The organism is Micrococcus sp. TCR-5 (assembly GCF_052220525.1).
GTDB classification, from domain to species: domain Bacteria; phylum Actinomycetota; class Actinomycetes; order Actinomycetales; family Micrococcaceae; genus Micrococcus; species Micrococcus luteus.
The window spans coordinates 1-17,012 of the sequence record NZ_JBQPDO010000007.1 but is presented as its reverse complement, the minus strand read 5'-3'; the positions used below and the strand labels follow the sequence as shown (position 1 = coordinate 17,012).

Genomic DNA, 17,012 nt, shown 5'->3' with positions numbered 1-17,012 from the left:
ATGGGTATCGACCTGACCACCGAGCTCACCGCCCTCCGCGACCGCCTCCTCTCCGCCGAGGCGGAGCACGCCGACCTCATCTCCCGCGTCCGGGAGCGCCACCGGGCCTCGGCCCGGAACCTCGTGCACTACGTCGCCCTGCGCGGCACCGACCTGCGGCCCCTGCAGGAGGCACTGAGCGACGCCGGCCTGTCCTCTCTGGGCCGCATGGAGGCCGGCGTGCTGGGCCACGTGGACGCCGTGCTGGCCGCCGCCCGCGCACTCGACGGCGAGCCCGCCCCCGCGCCCGAGGACGACGCCCTGACCTCCGCCGAGGGCCGCGCCATCCTCGCCCGCAACGCGGCGAGCCTGCTCGGTCCGGCCCGCGGCGACCGGGACGCGCGCATCATGGTGACCATGCCCTCCGAGGCCGCCACGGACCCAGAGCTCGTGGCCCGGATCGCCGAGGCCGGCATGGACCTGGCGCGCGTGAACTGCGCCCACGACGACGAGCAGGCGTGGGCCGCCATGATCGCGGCGGTCCGCCGGTGTGCCGGTGCGGGCCGGCCCGCACCCCTGGTCGCGATGGACCTGGCCGGGCCGAAGGTGCGCACCGGCCCCATCGAGCCGGGACCGCGCGTCGTGAAGGTGAAGCCCGCCCGGGACCCCTCCGGGATCGTCACCGAGCCCTCCCGCGTGTGGCTCGCCGCCGGGCCCCACGACGCCGTGGCCACAGCGGACCGGCCGGACGGCGCCGTCGTCGTGCCGCTCGCGGACCCGGAGGGGAAGACCCTGGCGGTCCTGCAGCGCGGCGACGAGATCGAGCTGACCGACGCGCGTGGCGCTCACCGCAGGCTCGAGGTCGAGCAGGTGGACGGCGAGGGCGTGCTCGTGCAGGCGGACAAGACGGTCTACTGGGCGACGGGCACGGCGCTGACGACGCCGCACGGGCCGCTCGAGGTCGGGCCGCTGCCCCCGCTCGAGCAGTCCATGCGCGTGCACGAGGGCGAGGAGATCGTGCTGGCCCGCTCGCTCGAGCCGGTCCCCGCGGTCGACACGCCGCCCTACCGGATCGGCCTCACCCTGGCGCAGGCGTTCGCGGACGCGGCGGTCGGCGACCGGGTCTCCCTCGACGACGGGCGGATCGGCGCGCGGATCACGGCGGTGTCCGACGACGAGATCACCCTCGAGGTGACCCAGGCCGGCCCGCGCGGGGCGAAGCTCAAGGCGGAGAAGGGCGTGAACTTCCCGGACACGCACCTGGACATCCCGGCCCTCACGGACGAGGACCTCGCCCACATCCCGTTCGCGGCCCGCCAGGCGGACATGGTGAACATGTCCTTCGTCCGCTCGGCCGAGGACGTGGCCCAGCTGATCGACGCGCTCGAGGCCGAGGACGCGCCGGACGTGGACATCACGCTGAAGATCGAGACGGTGGAGGCCTTCCGGCAGCTGCCGCGGATGCTGCTCGAGGCGATGCGCTGGCGGGACGTCGGGGTGATGATCGCCCGCGGCGACCTGGCGGTGGAGGCCGGCTTCGCACGGATGGCCGAGCTGCAGGAGGAGATCCTGTGGCTGTGCGAGGCCGCGCACGTGCCCGCGATCTGGGCCACCCAGGTCCTCGAGTCCCTCGCCAAGACCGGCCTGCCCTCACGGGCGGAGATCACGGACGCCGCGATGGCGCAGCGGGCCGAGGCCGCGATGCTGAACAAGGGCCCGTACATCGACCGCGCCGTCACCGTCCTCGGCGACATCCTGGGCCGGATGCACGGTCATGCGAGCAAGAAGCGCGACATGCTCCGGCGGCTCGAGTCCTGGTCCCTCTGACGGGGCTCAGCCGCGCGGCTCGTCCTGGGGCCGGGGCGGGTGGCCGCCGCGCGCCTCGATGAGCTTGGCGACCTCCTCCGGGGGCAGGGTCACGCCGTAGGAGCGGTCCAGGCCGGTGGGCGCGGGGTCCGCCTCCGGGACGGGCCGGGCCGGCGCCTCGGGTCCGCCGGGAGCGGGCGCCGCGTGGGACCCGCCCGACGACGGCGCGGCGGCCGGGGTGGCCTGCACGGGCCCGTCCTCGGCCTCCTCCGCGGCGGGCGCGGGCGCCGGCTGCGGGGCCGCGGGCGGCGTCGGGGCCGCGGCACCGCCCAGGCCCAGCTCCTGGCGGGCGCGGGCGGCGTGGTCGAACGCGACCACGAGGTCGAAGGCCGTCGGCACGACGGCCTGCGAGGACGCGAAGCCGTGCTGGCCCCGACGCATCGCGAAGCCGATCACGCCGAAGATCAGCCACACCGCCAGGCCCAGCAGCATGGAGGTGAGGATCTGCCCCGGGCCGGCCTCGGGGGCCAGCAGGTAGAGGAACACGCCGATCAGTCCACCGAAGAACACGCCGCGCACTCCCGCGGACAACGCCACCTGGGCGTAGTTCAGCCGGCCGCGCACCCGCTCCACGACCCGCAGGTCCTTGCCCACGATCGACACGGCGCTCACGGGGAAGTCCGTGGCGGCGAGGCGGTCCACCTGCTCGCGCGCCTGCGCGTAGGTGGCGTAGGTGGCCAGCAGCTCTCCGCGGGGCAGGCCCTGCTCGGCGCCGGGCTGAGGGTTGGACATCATGAACGACATGGACCCATTGTGCCCGGCCCGGCGCCCGGGCGGGCGGCGGTCCGCCGTACGCGGACACGGAGCCGCGGTCCGGCACGCCGTAGGCTGGGTCGGTGAGCTCCCCCAAGATCTTCGTGGCCCGCCTGCTGGGCCTGGACGTCTTCGACCCCCTCGGCGACCGCCTGGGACGGCTGCGCGACGTCGTCGTGCTGGACCGCGGCCCCGCCGCAGCCCCGTTCGCCACCGGCCTCGTGATCGAGGTCCCCGGCAAGAAGCGCGTCTTCGTCCCGATGACGCGGGTGACGTCCATGGACTCGGGCCGGATCATCACGACCGGGCTGATCAACCTGCGCCGGTTCTCCCGCCGTGGCGCCGAGCAGATGGTGGCCGCCGACCTCTTCGACCGGAAGGTGCGCCTCTCCGACGGGTCGGGCGAGGCCTTCCTGGAGGACATCGGGCTGGAGCAGCAGCGCAACGGCGACTGGCTGGTCTCGGACCTGTACGTGCGCCGCATCGTCGGCCGCGGCCCCTTCGGCCGCGCCCAGCGGGGCGAGCACCTCCTGCTGAACTGGGACGAGGCCCGCTGGACGGCGCAGGCCGACCCGCAGGGGGCCACGAGCTTCCTCGCCGCGCACGAGGACCTCAAGCCCGCCGACCTGGCGGACATGCTCCACGACATGTCGGAGAAGCGCCGCGTCGAGGTCGCCAGCGAGCTGCAGGACGAACGCCTCGCGGACGTGCTCCAGGAGCTGCCCGACGACGACCAGGTGCAGATCCTCTCCCAGCTGGACATCGACCGCGCCGCCGACGTCCTGGAGGAGATGGACCCGGACGACGCGGCGGACCTGCTCCACGAGCTGCCCGACTCCCAGCAGGAGCTGCTGCTCGAACGCATGGAGCCGGAGGACGCCGAGGACGTCCGGCGCCTGCTCGAGTACGAGGAGGGCACGGCGGGCTCGCTCATGACCCCCGTGCCGGTCATCCTCCCCCCGGAGGCCACCGTGGCCGAGGCCATGGCGACCATCCGACAGCAGGAGATCTCCCCCGCGCTGGCCTCGCTCGTGATCGTGGCCCGGCCGCCGTTGGAGACGCCGACGGGCCGGTTCCTCGGCGTCGTCCACTTCCAGCGCCTGCTGCGGTACCCGCCGCCGGAGGCGATCGGCAACATCATGGACAAGGATCTCGAGGCCGTCTCGGACCTCGCCCCCATCGCCCACGTGACCCGCGAGCTCGCGACCTACAACCTCACGTGCATCCCCGTGGTGAACGAGCAGGACCGCGTCGTCGGGGCTGTGAGCGTGGACGACCTGCTCGACCACATCCTGCCCGACGACTGGCGGGCCATGGACCTCGACGACGCCGAGACCCGCCCCGCAACCTGACCCCGCGGCCCGCCGCCGCACGACACCGGAGGTGTGAGCATGACCCAGACCGCGCGAGACCTGCGCCCGGGCCGCGGCACCGGCCTGGACACCCCGCTGAGCGCCAGCGGGCGCCGCGTGCCCCGGCTGGCCCCGAACCCGGACGCCTTCGGCGAGGCCACCGAGGGCATCGCCCGCTTCATGGGCACCCCGCAGTTCCTCGTCTGGATGACGCTGTTCTGCGCCGCCTGGCTGGGCTGGAACACGTTCGGCCCGATGGAGTGGCGGTTCGACTCCGCCGAGCTCGGCTTCACCGCGCTCACGCTCATGCTCTCCCTCCAGGCGTCCTACGCCGCACCCCTGCTCCTGCTGGCGCAGAACCGCCAGGACGACCGGGACAAGGTCGCGCTGCGCGAGGACCGTGACCGCGCCGAGCGCAACCTCGCCGACACCGAGTTCCTCACCCGCGAGATCGCCGGTCTGCGGCTGGCCGTCCAGGAGGTCGCCACGCGCGACTTCGTGCGCGGCGAGCTGCGCGGCGTCCAGGACGACCTCAGGGACGACCTTCGCGAGGCGCTGCGCGCCGAGCTGCGGGAGGAGATCCGGGAGGAGATCCGGGAGGAGCTGCGCGCCGGCCTCCCGGGCGCCGAGGCCCAGCCCCGCAAGAACAAGAAGACCAAGGGCCGCGGCCGGGATGCGCGGCGCGGCGACGCCGGCGCCGAGCCCACGACCACCACGCTCGCCACCCTCGCGGCCCAGGAGGCCCGCGAGGCCGACGGGTCCGGTCCGGCGGCCGGTCCCGCCGACGGTGCGGGCCCGGTGGACGGGGGCGGCCGATGAGCGCCCTGGGCCTGCCCGTGCCCGAGGTCCGCACCGACCTCGAGCGCCGGGTGCTGGAACGGCTCGCCACGGTCCAGGACCCCGAGATCCGCCGCCCGATCACCGACCTCGGCATGGTGGAGTCGGTCCTGGAGACCGCCCCGGGCGTCGTCGAGGTCGCGGTCCTGCTCACGATCGCCGCGTGCCCCCTGCGCGGGACGATCCAGACGGACGTGGCCGCCGCCGTCGCCGACGTGCCCGGCTGCGGGTCCGTGGACGTGCGCGTCGGGGTCATGGAGCCCGAGCGCCGCCTGGCGCTACAGGACGCCCTGCGCGCGGCCCGGCCGACGAACCCGTTCGGGAAGGACACGCTCACGCGCGTCCTCGCGGTGGCCTCGGGCAAGGGCGGCGTGGGCAAGTCCTCGGTCACGGCCAACCTCGCGGTCGCGCTCGCCGCGCGCGGGCTCGCCGTCGGCCTGATCGACGCGGACGTGCACGGCTACTCCATCCCCGGGCTCCTGGGCGTGACCGCCACCCCGACCAAGCTGGACCGGATGATCCTGCCCCCCGTGGTGCGGGACGTGAAGGTCATCTCGATCGGCATGTTCCTCGACGCGGACCGGCCGGTGGCCTGGCGCGGGCCGATGCTGCACCGCGCGCTCGAGCAGTTCGTCACGGACGTGCACTGGGGCGACCTGGACGTGCTGCTCGTGGACCTGCCCCCGGGCACCGGGGACATCGCGATCTCGACGGCGCAGCTGCTGCCCGCCTCGGAGCTGCTCGTGGTGACCACGCCGCAGCACGCCGCCGCGCAGGTGGCCGCGCGCGCCGGTCAGCTGGCGGAGCAGACGGGGCAGACCGTGGCCGGCGTCGTGGAGAACATGGGGCCGATGACCCTGCCGGACGGCACCGTGCTGGATGTGTTCGGGACCGGCGGCGGTGCCGAGGTGGCGGAGCGGCTGTCCGGGGTGCTGGACACTCAGGTGCCGCTGCTGGGCACCGTCCCCCTGGACCCGGCGCTGCGCGCGGGCGGCGACGCCGGCGAACCCGTGGTGGTGTCCGCGCCGGAGAGCCCCGCGGGCCGGGCGCTGACGCAGATCGCGCAGCGGGTGGCCGTGCGACCGCGCGGGCTGGCCGGGCGACCCCTGCCGTTCACCCCTCGCTGACCTCGGGTGCCGGCGCCCCGGCCGGGGCACCCGACGCGCGCGACGGCGTCAGGTCGCGTCGACGTCGAAGGGGGCGGGCGCCAGCCCGAGCAGCTCGAGGGGGTCCGGTGCGGTCTCGACGGCGGCAGGACGCTCCTCTGCGAGGGCCTCGGCGCGGCCGGAGGCCATCAGGGCTGCGGCGGCACCGCCCACGGCGGCCGCCCCCGCGGCGGGCGCGGTGGACCGAGTCTGTGCGGCGGCGACGGACTCCGCGGCGGCGGTGCTGCCGCCCCCGGCGGGGCGGCGGAAGAGCGTCCGCGGATCCATGTCCGCCAGGTCCTGGTGGGTGAGGCCGCCGTGCACGTCCTCGGCGCTGATGCCCGTCGCCTGCGCCGCCCGGGACGCGGGCGTGGACGAGCCGTCGGCGGGCTCGCGGAGCGCGTCGCGGATGATGCGGCGCGGGTCGTACTGGCGGGGGTCGTACTTGCGCCAGTCCACCTCGTCGAAGTCCGTGCCGGTCTCCTCCTTGAACTGCGCCTTGGCACCCTCGGCCTTGTCGCGCATGACGCGCAGCCAGTCGGTGAAGGCGCGCGTGTACTCGGGGAGCTTCTCCGGCCCGAGGATGACGATCGCGAGCACCGCCAAGATGATGAACTCGCTGCCGTTGATACCTAACACCCTCCGAACTCTACTAGAGCGGCACCGCCCCACAGCCCGGAGCCGCGGGGGCGGGGCGGCTCAGCCGCGGGGGCGCGGCACGGCGTCCGCGATGCGTTCGAGGCCTCGCTCCAGGCGCTCCTCGACGGCGTCTCCGCCGCCCAGCTCGAGCACCCGTGCCCGCTCGGAGACCAGCAGGTGGGTGAGGACCGCGTCCGCGCGCTCGTCCGGCAGGGTGGCCTCCACGCGGTAGGCGGCCTGCGGCGTGGTCAGCTCGGCCGTCCAGCCGTCCTCGCCCCCCGCCGGGACGATCCGGTAGACGCCGCCGCCGGCCAGTCGACGCTCCTGCGCCCCCGTGCTCAGGGGCGCGGTCGAGGCACAGCCCTCCGGGGCGGCTCCCACGATCCGGGGTCGGCACTCGCGGACGGTCACGGTCGGCTCGTCCCGACCCCAGCCGACGACGACCTCCACGTCCTCGGCCGTCTGGGCGGTGTCCACGGTGAGCGGCTCCAGGCCGGCCCCCACGAGGGAGGGCACCGTCCAGCCCTGACCCCGCAGCTCCGCGACGGTTCCGCGCCGGTCCGTCGACGCGGTCCCGGCTGCCGGCAGGGCGACGGTGTCCGTCGGGGTCGGGGCCGTGCGCACGGCCGTGGCGCGGGGCGCGCCGGCCACCCAGACCGCGGTGAACAGCCCGCCGAGCAGGACGACGAAGGTGAGCAGCCCCACCACGAGGCGGCCGGAGACGCCGCGGGCGCGCAGCACCGGGGCCACGACGGCGCCCGCCGGACGCTGGTGCACCGTGCGGGCGGCGTCGAGCACGCGGGCCCGGGCCTGGACCGTGGCGCGGCACTCGGGGCAGCGGTCCAGGTGGCGGGCGATGCGCGCCCGGGACGCGGCGGGGAGGGCGCCCTCGAGGTAGGCGTCCATGTGGCGCTGGGTGTGTCGACGTCCCATGCGGCCACCTCCTCGGTCCTCGCGTCCTCGGCCCGGCGAACGGCCTCCCACATGGCGGGAGCCGGTTCGTGCCATCTCCCATCATCGGCCCGCCTCCTGGGAGAACTCTGGGTCGCGGCCGCGTGCCGACCCGTACACTGGCCCGCGTCGCCCGTGCCGCGGGCGAGGTCCCGCCGTCGTCGTCCCGGAGTCACCCATGAGCGCCCTGCAGCCCCAGCCCACCGACAAGCACGCGTCCTGGGCCTGGTCGGAGAGCCGGGCCACCGAAGACGACGTCGTCCTGCGCGCCCGCGAGCGCGCCGCCGAGCTGGAGGTGCCGCCGGTGAGTGAGGGGACGGCGGCCCTGTTGACGGTGCTGGCGGCCACGCGTGCCCCCGCGGCGGTCGTGGAGGTGGGCACGGGCGCCGGCGTCTCGGGTCTCGCCCTGATGCGCGGTCTGCCCGAGCGCACGGTCCTCACCACCGTGGACCCGGACGCGGAGGCACAGCGCGCGGCCCGCGAGGCGTTCTCGGAGGCCCGCCTGCCCACGAGCCGCACCCGCATGATCACGGGGCGCTCCCGGCTCGTCCTCCCCCGGCTCACGAGCGGCGCCTATGAGATGGTCCTGGTGGACGGGGACCCGGCCGCACGTCAGTTCGACGTCGAGCAGGCCGCGCGCATGCTCGCCCCCGGCGGCGTGCTCGTCGTGGTGGACGCCCTCGACGGCGACCGCGTTCCCCGGCCCGCCGTGCGCGACGAGTCCACCGTGTCCGCCCGGGCGGTGGACCGCCTCATCCGGGAGGACGAGCACTGGCTGTCCGCCGTCGTCCCCTCCGGCACGGGCGTGCTGATCGCGGTGCGCCGCTGATCCGCGGCGTCGCCGGGAACGCGGACGCCCCGCGCACCGTGACGGTGCGCGGGGCGTCCGCGTCGAAGGGGTCCGGGCTCAGGCCTGGATGACGCCCTCGAGGCACTCCTTGAGCTCGCGGGCCTCGTCCGCGTTGATCTCCAGCACGAGACGGCCGCCGCCGTCGATCGGCACGCGCATGATCAGGCTGCGCCCCTCCTTGGTCACTTCCATGGGACCGTCCCCGGTGCGGGGCTTCATGGCGGCCATTGCGACTTCCCTTCTGGATGATGTTCCCGTCACGGCGTCCGGCGACCGCGGGAGCGGGCGCTGTCCGGACGCCTCCGGCGCCCCCGCACGCGAGCGTGCGCGAGGCCGGTCACATCACCATTATCGCGGATTCCGCGTGCTCGCGCCAAACGATGGCCTGCACCGAGCCCGGTCCGCGACTCAGGCACGCCCCGCCGGATCGCTCCGGGACGGGTCGGCGGCCTCGAGCTCGGCCACCCGGGCCCGCAGGGCGGTCACCTCGTCCTCGCACTGCGCCAGGGCGTCCCGCAGCCGCAGCAGGACGGCGTCCACCTGGTCCCGCTGGTAGCCGGGCACCGCGACGGCCAACCGCAGCAGGTCGACATCCGCCGCGCGCGGCCGCTCCGGCAGCAGCACGGGGTGCCCCGGCGTCCGCCCGGCCGGGTCGTCGGCCCGGAGCGTGAGCCGGCCCGCGAGGGCGGCGGCCAGGGCCGCCAGCACGACGACGAGCACGGCCACCAGGACGATCCACTGCGGCCCGCTCACGCGTCGGCCCTCCCCGCCGAGCGGAGCACGCACGCGACGGCCTCCTCGGCCGTGTCCACGAGGTGGAACAGGTCCGGGTCCTCGGGCGAGATCATGCCGCGCTCCACGAGCGTGCCGCGGATCCAGTCCACGAGCGGGCTCCAGAAGCCGCGGTCCACGAGGACCACGGGAAAGCGGGTGACGGTGCCGGTCTGCACGAGGGTGAGGGCCTCGAAGAGCTCGTCCAGGGTGCCGAGGCCGCCGGGCAGCACGATGAACCCCTGCGCGTACTTGAGGAACATGACCTTGCGGACGAAGAAGTAGCGGAAGTCCACGCCCACGTGCACCCAGGGGTTCAGGCCGGTCTCGAACGGCAGATCGATGCCCAGGCCCACGGACTCTCCACCGGCCTCGTGGGCACCCCGGTTGGCGGCCTCCATGGTGCCGGGCCCCCCGCCGGTGATGACCGTGTACCCGGCCTGGGCCAAGCGGCTCCCGACCTCGTGGGCCAGGGCGTACTCGGCGCTGCCCTCGGGCGTGCGCGCCGAGCCGAACACGGAGACCGCGGGACCCAGCCCCGCGAGGGTGCCGAAGCCCTCGACGAACTCCGCCTGGATGCGCAGGACACGCCAGGCCTCGGACGTCGTCGAGGTGACGTCGGCGGCGGGGCGTGCGGCGTCGCCGGGCCGCCGGCCGTCGAGGAGGAGCTGGTCGAACGTGGGGGTGTGCGCCGCCTCCCCGCGCAGGACCTGCCCGCCGCGGCGGACGCGCTGGGGCGCGGCGGCGACGTCGCCGCCCGAGGGGTGCTCATGTGGGGCCATGGCGTCAGCCTAACGAGCCGGCGGGCCGCCAGGGCCGGCGTCGCACGGCGCACCCCGCCGGGTGTGGCGTGCGCTATATTCCATTGGCATGACGCAGATCACGCCTGAGCAGCCCCACGGCGCCCACCTCCTCGACGAGGCCGGCACGCGGCGCCGTCGCGGTGCCGCAGGCGACGACCTGATCGTCCTCGAGGGCGTGAACAAGCACTTCGGCGACTTCCACGCCCTCCGACAGATCGACCTGCGGATCCCGCGCGGCCAGGTGGCGATCGTCCTCGGCCCGTCGGGCTCCGGCAAGTCGACCCTGTGCCGCACGATCAACCGGCTCGAGACCATCGACGACGACGGCGGCCGCATCCTGATCGACGGGCGGCCGCTCCCCAGCGAGGGCCGGCAGCTCGCCCAACTGCGCGCCGAGATCGGCATGGTCTTCCAGTCGTTCAACCTCTTCGCACACAAGTCGATCCTGGAGAACGTCACCCTCGGGCCCATCAAGGTGAAGGGCAAGCGCCGGGCGGACGCCGAGCGGCACGCGATGGAGCTGCTCGAGCGCGTGGGCGTGGCCGCCCAGGCCAGGAAGATGCCGGCCCAGCTCTCCGGCGGGCAGCAGCAGCGCGTGGCCATCGCCCGTGCCCTGGCGATGGAGCCGAAGGCCCTGCTCTTCGACGAGCCGACCTCCGCCCTCGATCCCGAGATGGTGCAGGAGGTCCTCGACGTCATGGTCCAGCTCGCCGAGGGGGGCATGACCATGGTCGTGGTCACCCATGAGATGGGCTTCGCCCGCAAGGCCGGAGACCGCGTGGTCTTCATGGCCGACGGCGCCATCCTCGAGGACACCGACCCCGACACCTTCTTCACGAACCCCCGGCACGAGCGCGCCCAGGACTTCCTGGGCAAGATCCTCGCGCACTGACCCCGTCCCCCGTCGCCCCCACCGCACCGAACCAGAGGAGAGCACCATGCTCCGCACGAAGCTCCTGACCCTGTCCGCCGTCACCGCCGCGGCCGCCCTGTCCCTCACCGCCTGCGCCCCCTCCTCGTCGCAGGGCGGCGGTGGCGACGCCGCCGGCTCGTCCTCGGCCGGCGAGTCGACGTCGTCCGGCTCCGGCGAGCGCCTGCGCATCGGCATCAAGTTCGACCAGCCGGGCCTGGGCTACCGCGAGGGCTCGGCCCAGCCCACCGGCTTCGACACGGACGTGGCCCGCTACGTGGCGGACAAGCTCGGCGTGGCCGAGAAGGACATCGAGTGGGTCCAGACCCCGTCCGCGAACCGGGAGAACGCCCTGGAGAACGGCGAGGTCGACATGATCTTCGCGACGTACTCCATCACGGACGCCCGCAAGGAGCGCGTCGACTTCGCGGGCCCGTACTTCGTGGCCGGCCAGGACCTGCTGGTCCGCGCGGACGACACCGCGATCACCGGCCCCGAGTCCCTCGAGGGGAAGAACCTCTGCTCCGTCACCGGCTCCACCTCGGCCCAGAAGATCAAGGACCAGTTCGCCTCCGGCGTGAACCTGGTGGAGCAGGGCGGCTACGCCGAATGCGTGACCTACCTCGAGTCCGGCCAGGTGGACGCCGTGACCACGGACGACATCATCCTCGCGGGCTTGGCCGCCGCCGACGCCAACAAGGGCAAGTTCAAGGTCGTCGGCAACACCTTCACCACGGAGCGCTACGGCGTCGGTCTGCCGAAGGACTCGGAGCGGTGCGAGGACATCAACGAAGCCATCAAGGAGATGAAGGACTCCGGCGAGTGGGAGAAGGCCCTCGAGTCCAACACCGAGGGCACGGGCTACACCTACGACGAGACGCTGAACTCCGGCGAGGACGCCGAGTTCGAGCCCTGCGCCTGACGACCTGCGCCGCCGGGTGGGCCTGGGACGTGAGCTGAACCGGCACCCTCGGCCCGCCCGGCGGCTCCCCTGCCCGTCAGCCCTGTCCCGACCCTCGGAGAACTCATGGAATCGATCTCCTCGCTCCTCGCGGACTACGGCGCGGACATCCCGCTCGCGTTCTGGACGAACATCAGGCTCGCGTTCCTCGCGACCCTCGGCTCGTTCGTCCTCGGCGTGGTGCTCGCCCTGTTCCGCATCTCGCCCGTCCCCTCGCTGCGCGCCCTCGGCGCCGGCTACGTCAACGTGGTCCGCAACACCCCGCTCACGATCATCATGCTGCTCGGCGTGCTCGCCGTCTGGGGACAGCTGAAGATCAGCTTCTCGTCCGACTTCACGCTGAACTTCTTCATCTACGCCGTGATCGCCCTCTCGCTTTACCACGCGGCGTTCATGTGCGAGGCGATCCGCTCCGGCGTCAACACCGTCCCGCTCGGGCAGGCCGAGGCCGCCCGCTCCATCGGCCTGGGCTTCCTGCCCGCGGCCCGCCACGTGATCCTGCCCCAGGCGCTGCGCGGGGCCATCACCCCGCTCGGCAACACCGTGATCGCGCTGACCAAGAACACCACCGTCGCCGCCGCGGCGTCGGTGGCGGAGGCCTCGGGCCTGATGAAGCGCATGATCGAGTTCAGCCCGGACGTGATGGTGGCGATCTTCCTGACCTTCGCGATCGGCTTCTGCCTGATCGTCATCCCCATCGGCCTGCTGACCACGTGGGCCTCGGAGAAATGGGCGGTGGCCCGATGAGCGCCCAGGCCTCCGTCCTCTTCGACGCCCCGGGCCCGATCGCCCGCCGGCGGATCCTCCTCGCCAACCTCGTCGCCCTCGCCGCGGTCCTGACCGTGGCGGTGCTCGTCCTGATCCAGATGAACGCCACCGGCCAGCTCTCCGGCCGCCGCTGGCTGGCCGCCGTCGACGGCAACGCGTGGCGGAACTATTACCTGCCGGGCCTGCAGTTCACCCTGCAGTCCGCGGGCATCGCCGTGGTCTCCTCCGTGGTGTTCGGCCTGGTGTTCGGCTTCCTGCGGCTGGCCCCGGTCGGCCCGGTGCGCTGGCTGGCCGCCGTCGTCGTGGAGTTCTTCCGGGCCGTGCCGGTGCTCGTGATGATGGTGTTCTTCTACCAGCTGTTCGCACAGGTCGCGCGCTCCGGAGCGATCCAGCCCCAGGACGGCCCGTACTACGCGGTGATCGCGGCGCTGACCCTGTACAACGGGTCTGTGATCGCGGAGCTGGTGCGCTCCGGGGTGCGCTCGCTGCCGCGCGGCCAGCGCGAGGCGGCCGCGGCGGTGGGCATGACGAGCACCCAGTCCCTGCGGCTCGTGGAGGTGCCCCAGGCCCTCATCGCCATGCTGCCGTCGCTGCTGAGCCAGTTCGTGGTGATCCTCAAGGACTCGGCGCTGGGCTACCTCATCGGCTTCTTCGAACTCCTGCAGTACGCCCGCCAGCTCGGCTCCGGCAACGGCAACATCCTGCAGTCCCTCGTGGTGGCCGCGATGATCTTCATCGTGATCAACTTCCTCCTCACCTGGGCGGCCACCCGGCTCTCGCGGCGGCTGTCGTCGCGGACGGCCGGCGACGCCAGCGCCCCCACGACCCCGCGCGTCGGGGCGCCCACGGACACGGCGGGCTGACCGGGCGGCGGGCGAGGCGGGCCCGCAGGTCGGGCGGCTGGCACCGGCCGACGTCGTCGGGTCAGCCGGCCAGCCAGGCCGTGAGCGCCGCGAGGCACGCGTGGACCGCCTCGCGGGGCACGTGCTCGTCGTCCGTGTGGGCCAGGAGGGCGTCGCCGGGGCCGAAGTTGACCGCGGGCACGCCCAGCTGGGAGAACCGGGCCACGTCCGTCCACCCGTACTTGGGCTGGGGCTCTCCCCCGACGGCGGCGACGAACGCGGCGGCGGCCGGCCGGTCCAGACCGGGGCGGGCGGCGGGCGAGGCGTCGTCGATCCGCACCTGGGCGTCCCAGTCCACGCCGGCCCCCTCCAGCACCGTGCGGACGTGCGCGTGGGCCTGCTCGAGGGTCTTGTCCGGCGCGAACCGGTAGTTCAGGTCCACGGACGCCTCGTCCGGGATGACGTTGCCCGCGACGCCGCCGGCCACGCGGATCGCGTGCAGCCCCTCGCGGTACTCCAGGCCCTCCACCGTGACCGTGGCCGGCTCGTACGCCGCCAGGGCGGTGAGCACGGGGGCCAGCTTGTGGATCGCGTTGTCGCCGCGCCAGGCGCGGCCCGAGTGCGCCGCGACACCGGGGAACGTGACGCGGTACCGGCACGTGCCGTTGCAGCCGCCCTCCACGACGCCGTCGGTCGGCTCGAGCAGCACCGCGAAGTCGCCCTCCAGCAGCTCGGGGGCCTGGCGGGCCACGCGGGCGAGGCCCGACAGGTCCGAGGAGACCTCCTCGTGGTCGTAGAACACCCACGTGACGTCGTGCACGGGGGTCGGGCCGTCCGCGCGGCCGAAGCGGCCGGCCAGGGCCAGCTGCACGGCGACGCCGGACTTCATGTCCACGGCTCCGCGGCCGTACAGCACGTCCCCGTCCCACGCCGAAGGCACGGTCCCGCGCGAGCCCGGCGCGGTGGGCAGGGGCACCGTGTCCAGGTGCCCGGCCAGGATCACGCGGGTCGGCCGCCCCAGAGCGGTGCGGGCGACGACGGCGTCCCCGAACCGCCGCACCTCGAGGCCGCCGAGGGCGCGCAGGGCCTGCTCGACGGCGTCGGCCAGCGGCCCCTCCTCCCCCGAGACGGAGCGCACGTCCAGCAGGATGGCGGTGAGCGCCGCGACGTCGAGGTCCGGATCGGCGAGGTCGGGCAGGGACACGGGGGTGAGACTCATGTGTCCAGTCTACGGACGGGCCTCTCGCCGCCCTGCAGCGTGCCCCGGCCGCTCAGTAGGCTGAGGCGCATGACCCAGACCGCCGCACAGCAGCCCTCCCCCCGTCTCGTCTCCGGCCACGGCCTGGCCACCACGGCCGCCGACGGCGCCGTCCTGGACGTGTGGTTCCCCGCGCCCGTGGCCGGTCCGCTCTCCGCCGCGGACGCCTCGCTGCGCGACACCCTGCGCGCCCTCGCCGCGGACGACGCGGACCGCGGGACCACGCAGGCCGTCGTCGAGCTGGAGGTCGACCTGGACGCCGCCCCGGCCTCCACTGCGGACGCGTGGCTGCGCCTGCACGCCCTCTCGCACCGCCTGGCGCGGCCGAACGAGCTCAACCTCGACGGCGTCTTCGGGCTGCTCACCAACGTGGTGTGGACGAACCACGGACCCTGCGCGGTCGCCGACTTCGAGCTGACGCGGGCGAGGCTGCGTGCCCGCGGCGCCGTGCAGGTGTACGGCGTGGACAAGTTCCCGCGCATGACGGACTACGTCGTGCCCTCCGGGGTGCGCATCGGCGACGCGGACCGGGTGCGCCTGGGCGCCCACCTGGCCGAGGGGACGACCGTGATGCACGAGGGCTTCGTGAACTTCAACGCGGGCACCCTGGGGCATTCGATGGTGGAGGGCCGGATCTCGGCCGGCGTCGTGGTGGGCGACGGGTCCGACGTCGGAGGCGGCGCGTCCATCATGGGCACGCTCTCCGGCGGCGGCACCCAGCGGATCGTGATCGGCGAGCACGTGCTGCTCGGCGCGAACTCCGGCGTGGGCATCTCCGTCGGCGACGACTGCGTGGTCGAGGCCGGTCTGTACGTCACCGCGGGCACGCGCGTGAGCGTGCTGCAGGACGGCGAGGCGGCGCGAACCGTGAAGGCCGTGGACCTCTCCGGCGTGCCGAACCTGCTGTTCCGCCGCAACTCCACCACGGGCGGGGTCGAGGCCCTCCCCCGCGCCGGCCGGACCGTCGAACTGAACGCGGCGCTGCACGCGAACTGACCCGGCGCACCCGGTCCCCGGCCCGCGACCCGCGACCCTTCCCTCCCCGTTCCCCGCCGCGTTGGGGGGCGATTTCCGGTGGTATCCCGCCGGGATAACGCCCAGTATCGCCCCCGGAACTCCCCGGCGGTCCGGGGGCGGGAAGACGACGACGGCGGCACGCGGCGCGGGCCGTCGGCTCCTGCACAGCAGCGCCCGCCCCGCGCGTCGTCCCCGTGCCGCGGCCACCCCGCCCCGGGCGCCCCGCCGGCGTCGGCCGATGGGTGCATGCCGCGCGTCGTGACTCCTCTGCCGCCCGACCAGCCCGCCGTGCTGTTGGCCACGGACCTGGCCCGGCTGGGGCTGCCGCCCGACCGCGCCCGCCGGTCGGACCTGGAGCGGGTCGGACAGGGCTTCCACCGGCAGCGGGCACGCCCTGGCACGGGCTGGGCCGACCTGGGCCTTCCCGAGCCCGGGCACGGCTTCTCCCCCGATCACCTCGCCGCGCTCCTGCGGCGGCGCCCGGATGCCGTCCTCTCCCACGAGACCGCGGCCCACCTGCACGGCCTGCCGATGCCCGCGCGAGCCTGGCGGCGGCGCGACCCGGCGACGGGCGAGCTCGAGGCCGACCCGCCGGTGCACCTCACCGTGGCTCGGGGGACACGACGCGTCCGGCGGGCCGGACTGATGGACCACCGCAGGCCGCTGGCGCCCGAGTTCGTCACGCACGTGCACGGCCTGCGCGTTACCACCGTCGATCGCACCTGGCTGGACCTGTGCTCCCTGACTCCTCCGTGGACGTTCGAGGACCTCGTGGCCGCCGGCGACCACGCCGTCCGGCACCCGTGGACGCCCGCGGGCCGGACGGATCCGGCCACCACGATCACCGCGCTGCGGTCCGCGCTGCACGCGTCCGGACGCTTCCATGGCCGCCCGGCCGCCCGGGAGGCGCTGGACTCCGTTCGCGTCGGGGCGGACTCGCCGCCCGAGACCCGCCTGCGCCTCGCCCTCGTGGCCGGCGGGCTGCCGGAGCCGGAGCTGCAGGCCGCGCTCGAACCCGGGGACCCCTTCTCCCCCGTGGCCGACCTGGCCTACCGCCACGTGCGCCTGGCCCTGCAGTACGACGGTGCGGGGCACCGCACGCGGGAGCAGCAGGCGCGCGACGCCCGCCGGGACCGCTACGGGCAGGCGCGCGGCTGGACGACGCTCCGCGTCACCTGGGCGGATGGGCGCGAGGACTTCCGTGGCGTCGTCGCGGTGGTCCGACGCCGCCTCGGCCACTCCGCCTCGACATGAAGACGCTCCGGCGAACGCATTGGGGGCGGTTTCGGGTGGTATTCCGTCGGAATACC

General features: G+C 74.5%; 18 protein-coding genes. 11 read left to right on the top strand and 7 right to left on the bottom strand.

All coding sequences use genetic code 11. From position 1 onward, the window contains the following. The gene (locus ACTSKS_RS05615) at positions 1-1,806 is read left to right on the top strand and encodes a pyruvate kinase (protein ID WP_145951355.1); all 1,806 of its coding nucleotides are present in this window, start codon (positions 1-3) and stop codon (positions 1,804-1,806) included. A gap of 6 nt (positions 1,807-1,812) precedes the next feature. Here the strand turns inward: ACTSKS_RS05615 and ACTSKS_RS05610 are convergent, their stop codons facing one another. Further along, positions 1,813-2,589 (bottom strand): general stress protein, encoded by a 777-nt coding sequence (locus ACTSKS_RS05610; RefSeq protein WP_036339215.1) that lies wholly within the window; start codon positions 2,587-2,589, stop codon positions 1,813-1,815. A gap of 92 nt (positions 2,590-2,681) precedes the next feature. On the opposite strand from ACTSKS_RS05610, the gene ACTSKS_RS05605 reads away from it, so the two are divergent. Genes ACTSKS_RS05605 through ACTSKS_RS05595 form a run of 3 tightly spaced genes read left to right on the top strand, consistent with a single transcriptional unit; the run spans position 2,682 to position 5,914 of the window. Next, a complete protein-coding gene (locus tag ACTSKS_RS05605) occupies positions 2,682-3,950 on the top strand; it encodes a magnesium transporter MgtE N-terminal domain-containing protein (protein ID WP_036316492.1) in 1,269 nt (422 codons plus the stop codon). 39 nt (positions 3,951-3,989) lie between these two features. Beyond that, positions 3,990-4,769, top strand: coding sequence for a DUF1003 domain-containing protein (locus ACTSKS_RS05600; protein ID WP_145951354.1), 780 nt, complete (start codon positions 3,990-3,992; stop codon positions 4,767-4,769). After that, positions 4,766-5,914 carry an Mrp/NBP35 family ATP-binding protein gene (locus tag ACTSKS_RS05595; protein WP_063189570.1) on the top strand — a complete coding sequence of 383 codons (1,149 nt, stop codon included), beginning with the start codon at positions 4,766-4,768 and terminating at the stop codon, positions 5,912-5,914. The genes ACTSKS_RS05600 and ACTSKS_RS05595 overlap by 4 nt, the downstream gene beginning before the upstream one ends. 48 nt (positions 5,915-5,962) lie before the next feature. On the opposite strand, the gene ACTSKS_RS05590 is transcribed toward ACTSKS_RS05595, so the two are convergent. Next, on the bottom strand, positions 5,963-6,571 hold the full coding sequence (locus tag ACTSKS_RS05590; protein ID WP_145951353.1) for a Sec-independent protein translocase TatB: 609 nt from the start codon (positions 6,569-6,571) through the stop codon (positions 5,963-5,965). A gap of 60 nt (positions 6,572-6,631) precedes the next feature. Further along, positions 6,632-7,504 carry a zf-HC2 domain-containing protein gene (locus ACTSKS_RS05585; RefSeq protein WP_036316484.1) on the bottom strand — a complete coding sequence of 291 codons (873 nt, stop codon included), beginning with the start codon at positions 7,502-7,504 and terminating at the stop codon, positions 6,632-6,634. A gap of 196 nt (positions 7,505-7,700) precedes the next feature. Between ACTSKS_RS05585 and ACTSKS_RS05580 the strand changes: the two genes are divergently transcribed. Next, positions 7,701-8,351 carry an O-methyltransferase gene (locus ACTSKS_RS05580; RefSeq protein ID WP_036339203.1) on the top strand — a complete coding sequence of 217 codons (651 nt, stop codon included), beginning with the start codon at positions 7,701-7,703 and terminating at the stop codon, positions 8,349-8,351. Between the two features lie 78 nt (positions 8,352-8,429). On the opposite strand, the gene ACTSKS_RS05575 is transcribed toward ACTSKS_RS05580, so the two are convergent. From ACTSKS_RS05575 to ACTSKS_RS05565, 3 genes are all read right to left on the bottom strand, one after another. Continuing rightward, the gene (locus tag ACTSKS_RS05575) at positions 8,430-8,600 is read right to left on the bottom strand and encodes a DUF3117 domain-containing protein (RefSeq protein WP_002855133.1); all 171 of its coding nucleotides are present in this window, start codon (positions 8,598-8,600) and stop codon (positions 8,430-8,432) included. A 180-nt stretch (positions 8,601-8,780) separates the two neighbouring features. Then, entirely contained in the window at positions 8,781-9,125 is a 345-nt protein-coding gene (locus ACTSKS_RS05570; protein WP_012751007.1) for a hypothetical protein, read from the bottom strand. Beyond that, on the bottom strand, positions 9,122-9,925 hold the full coding sequence (locus ACTSKS_RS05565; RefSeq protein ID WP_095347505.1) for a TIGR00730 family Rossman fold protein: 804 nt from the start codon (positions 9,923-9,925) through the stop codon (positions 9,122-9,124). Before ACTSKS_RS05565 ends, ACTSKS_RS05570 begins: the two co-directional genes overlap by 4 nt. 178 nt (positions 9,926-10,103) lie before the next feature. On the opposite strand from ACTSKS_RS05565, the gene ACTSKS_RS05560 reads away from it, so the two are divergent. The 4 genes from ACTSKS_RS05560 to ACTSKS_RS05545 all read left to right on the top strand — a co-directional run bounded on the left by ACTSKS_RS05560 (position 10,104) and on the right by ACTSKS_RS05545 (position 13,448). Further along, positions 10,104-10,838 carry an amino acid ABC transporter ATP-binding protein gene (locus ACTSKS_RS05560; protein WP_129866787.1) on the top strand — a complete coding sequence of 245 codons (735 nt, stop codon included), beginning with the start codon at positions 10,104-10,106 and terminating at the stop codon, positions 10,836-10,838. Positions 10,839-10,884: 46 nt separating this feature from the next. After that, the gene (locus ACTSKS_RS05555) at positions 10,885-11,778 is read left to right on the top strand and encodes a glutamate ABC transporter substrate-binding protein (protein ID WP_060973724.1); all 894 of its coding nucleotides are present in this window, start codon (positions 10,885-10,887) and stop codon (positions 11,776-11,778) included. Positions 11,779-11,883: 105 nt separating this feature from the next. Then, positions 11,884-12,564, top strand: coding sequence for an amino acid ABC transporter permease (locus tag ACTSKS_RS05550; RefSeq protein ID WP_049146610.1), 681 nt, complete (start codon positions 11,884-11,886; stop codon positions 12,562-12,564). After that, on the top strand, positions 12,561-13,448 hold the full coding sequence (locus ACTSKS_RS05545; RefSeq protein ID WP_060973725.1) for an amino acid ABC transporter permease: 888 nt from the start codon (positions 12,561-12,563) through the stop codon (positions 13,446-13,448). The genes ACTSKS_RS05550 and ACTSKS_RS05545 overlap by 4 nt, the downstream gene beginning before the upstream one ends. Positions 13,449-13,509: 61 nt before the next feature. On the opposite strand, the gene dapE is transcribed toward ACTSKS_RS05545, so the two are convergent. Next, on the bottom strand, positions 13,510-14,646 hold the full coding sequence (gene dapE, locus ACTSKS_RS05540) for a succinyl-diaminopimelate desuccinylase (RefSeq protein WP_230259644.1): 1,137 nt from the start codon (positions 14,644-14,646) through the stop codon (positions 13,510-13,512). Between the two features lie 69 nt (positions 14,647-14,715). On the opposite strand from dapE, the gene dapD reads away from it, so the two are divergent. Together dapD and ACTSKS_RS05530 are read left to right on the top strand one after the other, a co-directional pair. Next, entirely contained in the window at positions 14,716-15,681 is a 966-nt protein-coding gene (gene dapD / locus ACTSKS_RS05535) for a 2,3,4,5-tetrahydropyridine-2,6-dicarboxylate N-succinyltransferase (RefSeq protein ID WP_002855156.1), read from the top strand. Positions 15,682-15,960: 279 nt separating this feature from the next. Next, positions 15,961-16,956 (top strand): DUF559 domain-containing protein, encoded by a 996-nt coding sequence (locus ACTSKS_RS05530; RefSeq protein WP_230259645.1) that lies wholly within the window; start codon positions 15,961-15,963, stop codon positions 16,954-16,956. The last annotated feature ends 56 nt before the right edge of the window (positions 16,957-17,012 follow it).

Excerpts from the sequence above, each read along its gene's own strand:
- ACTSKS_RS05615 (WP_145951355.1), top strand. The coding sequence starts at position 1 with ATGGGTATCGACCTGACCACCGAGCTCACCGCCCTCCGCGACCGCCTC.
- ACTSKS_RS05550 (WP_049146610.1), top strand. The coding sequence starts at position 11,884 with ATGGAATCGATCTCCTCGCTCCTCGCGGACTACGGCGCGGACATCCCG.
- dapD (WP_002855156.1), top strand. The coding sequence starts at position 14,716 with ATGACCCAGACCGCCGCACAGCAGCCCTCCCCCCGTCTCGTCTCCGGC.
- ACTSKS_RS05585 (WP_036316484.1), bottom strand. The coding sequence starts at position 7,504 with ATGGGACGTCGACACACCCAGCGCCACATGGACGCCTACCTCGAGGGC.
- ACTSKS_RS05610 (WP_036339215.1), bottom strand. The coding sequence starts at position 2,589 with ATGTCGTTCATGATGTCCAACCCTCAGCCCGGCGCCGAGCAGGGCCTG.
- ACTSKS_RS05580 (WP_036339203.1), top strand. The coding sequence starts at position 7,701 with ATGAGCGCCCTGCAGCCCCAGCCCACCGACAAGCACGCGTCCTGGGCC.
- ACTSKS_RS05565 (WP_095347505.1), bottom strand. The coding sequence starts at position 9,925 with ATGGCCCCACATGAGCACCCCTCGGGCGGCGACGTCGCCGCCGCGCCC.
- dapE (WP_230259644.1), bottom strand. The coding sequence starts at position 14,646 with ATGAGTCTCACCCCCGTGTCCCTGCCCGACCTCGCCGATCCGGACCTC.
- ACTSKS_RS05575 (WP_002855133.1), bottom strand. The coding sequence starts at position 8,600 with ATGGCCGCCATGAAGCCCCGCACCGGGGACGGTCCCATGGAAGTGACC.
- ACTSKS_RS05545 (WP_060973725.1), top strand. The coding sequence starts at position 12,561 with ATGAGCGCCCAGGCCTCCGTCCTCTTCGACGCCCCGGGCCCGATCGCC.
- ACTSKS_RS05595 (WP_063189570.1), top strand. The coding sequence starts at position 4,766 with ATGAGCGCCCTGGGCCTGCCCGTGCCCGAGGTCCGCACCGACCTCGAG.
- ACTSKS_RS05600 (WP_145951354.1), top strand. The coding sequence starts at position 3,990 with ATGACCCAGACCGCGCGAGACCTGCGCCCGGGCCGCGGCACCGGCCTG.
- ACTSKS_RS05555 (WP_060973724.1), top strand. The coding sequence starts at position 10,885 with ATGCTCCGCACGAAGCTCCTGACCCTGTCCGCCGTCACCGCCGCGGCC.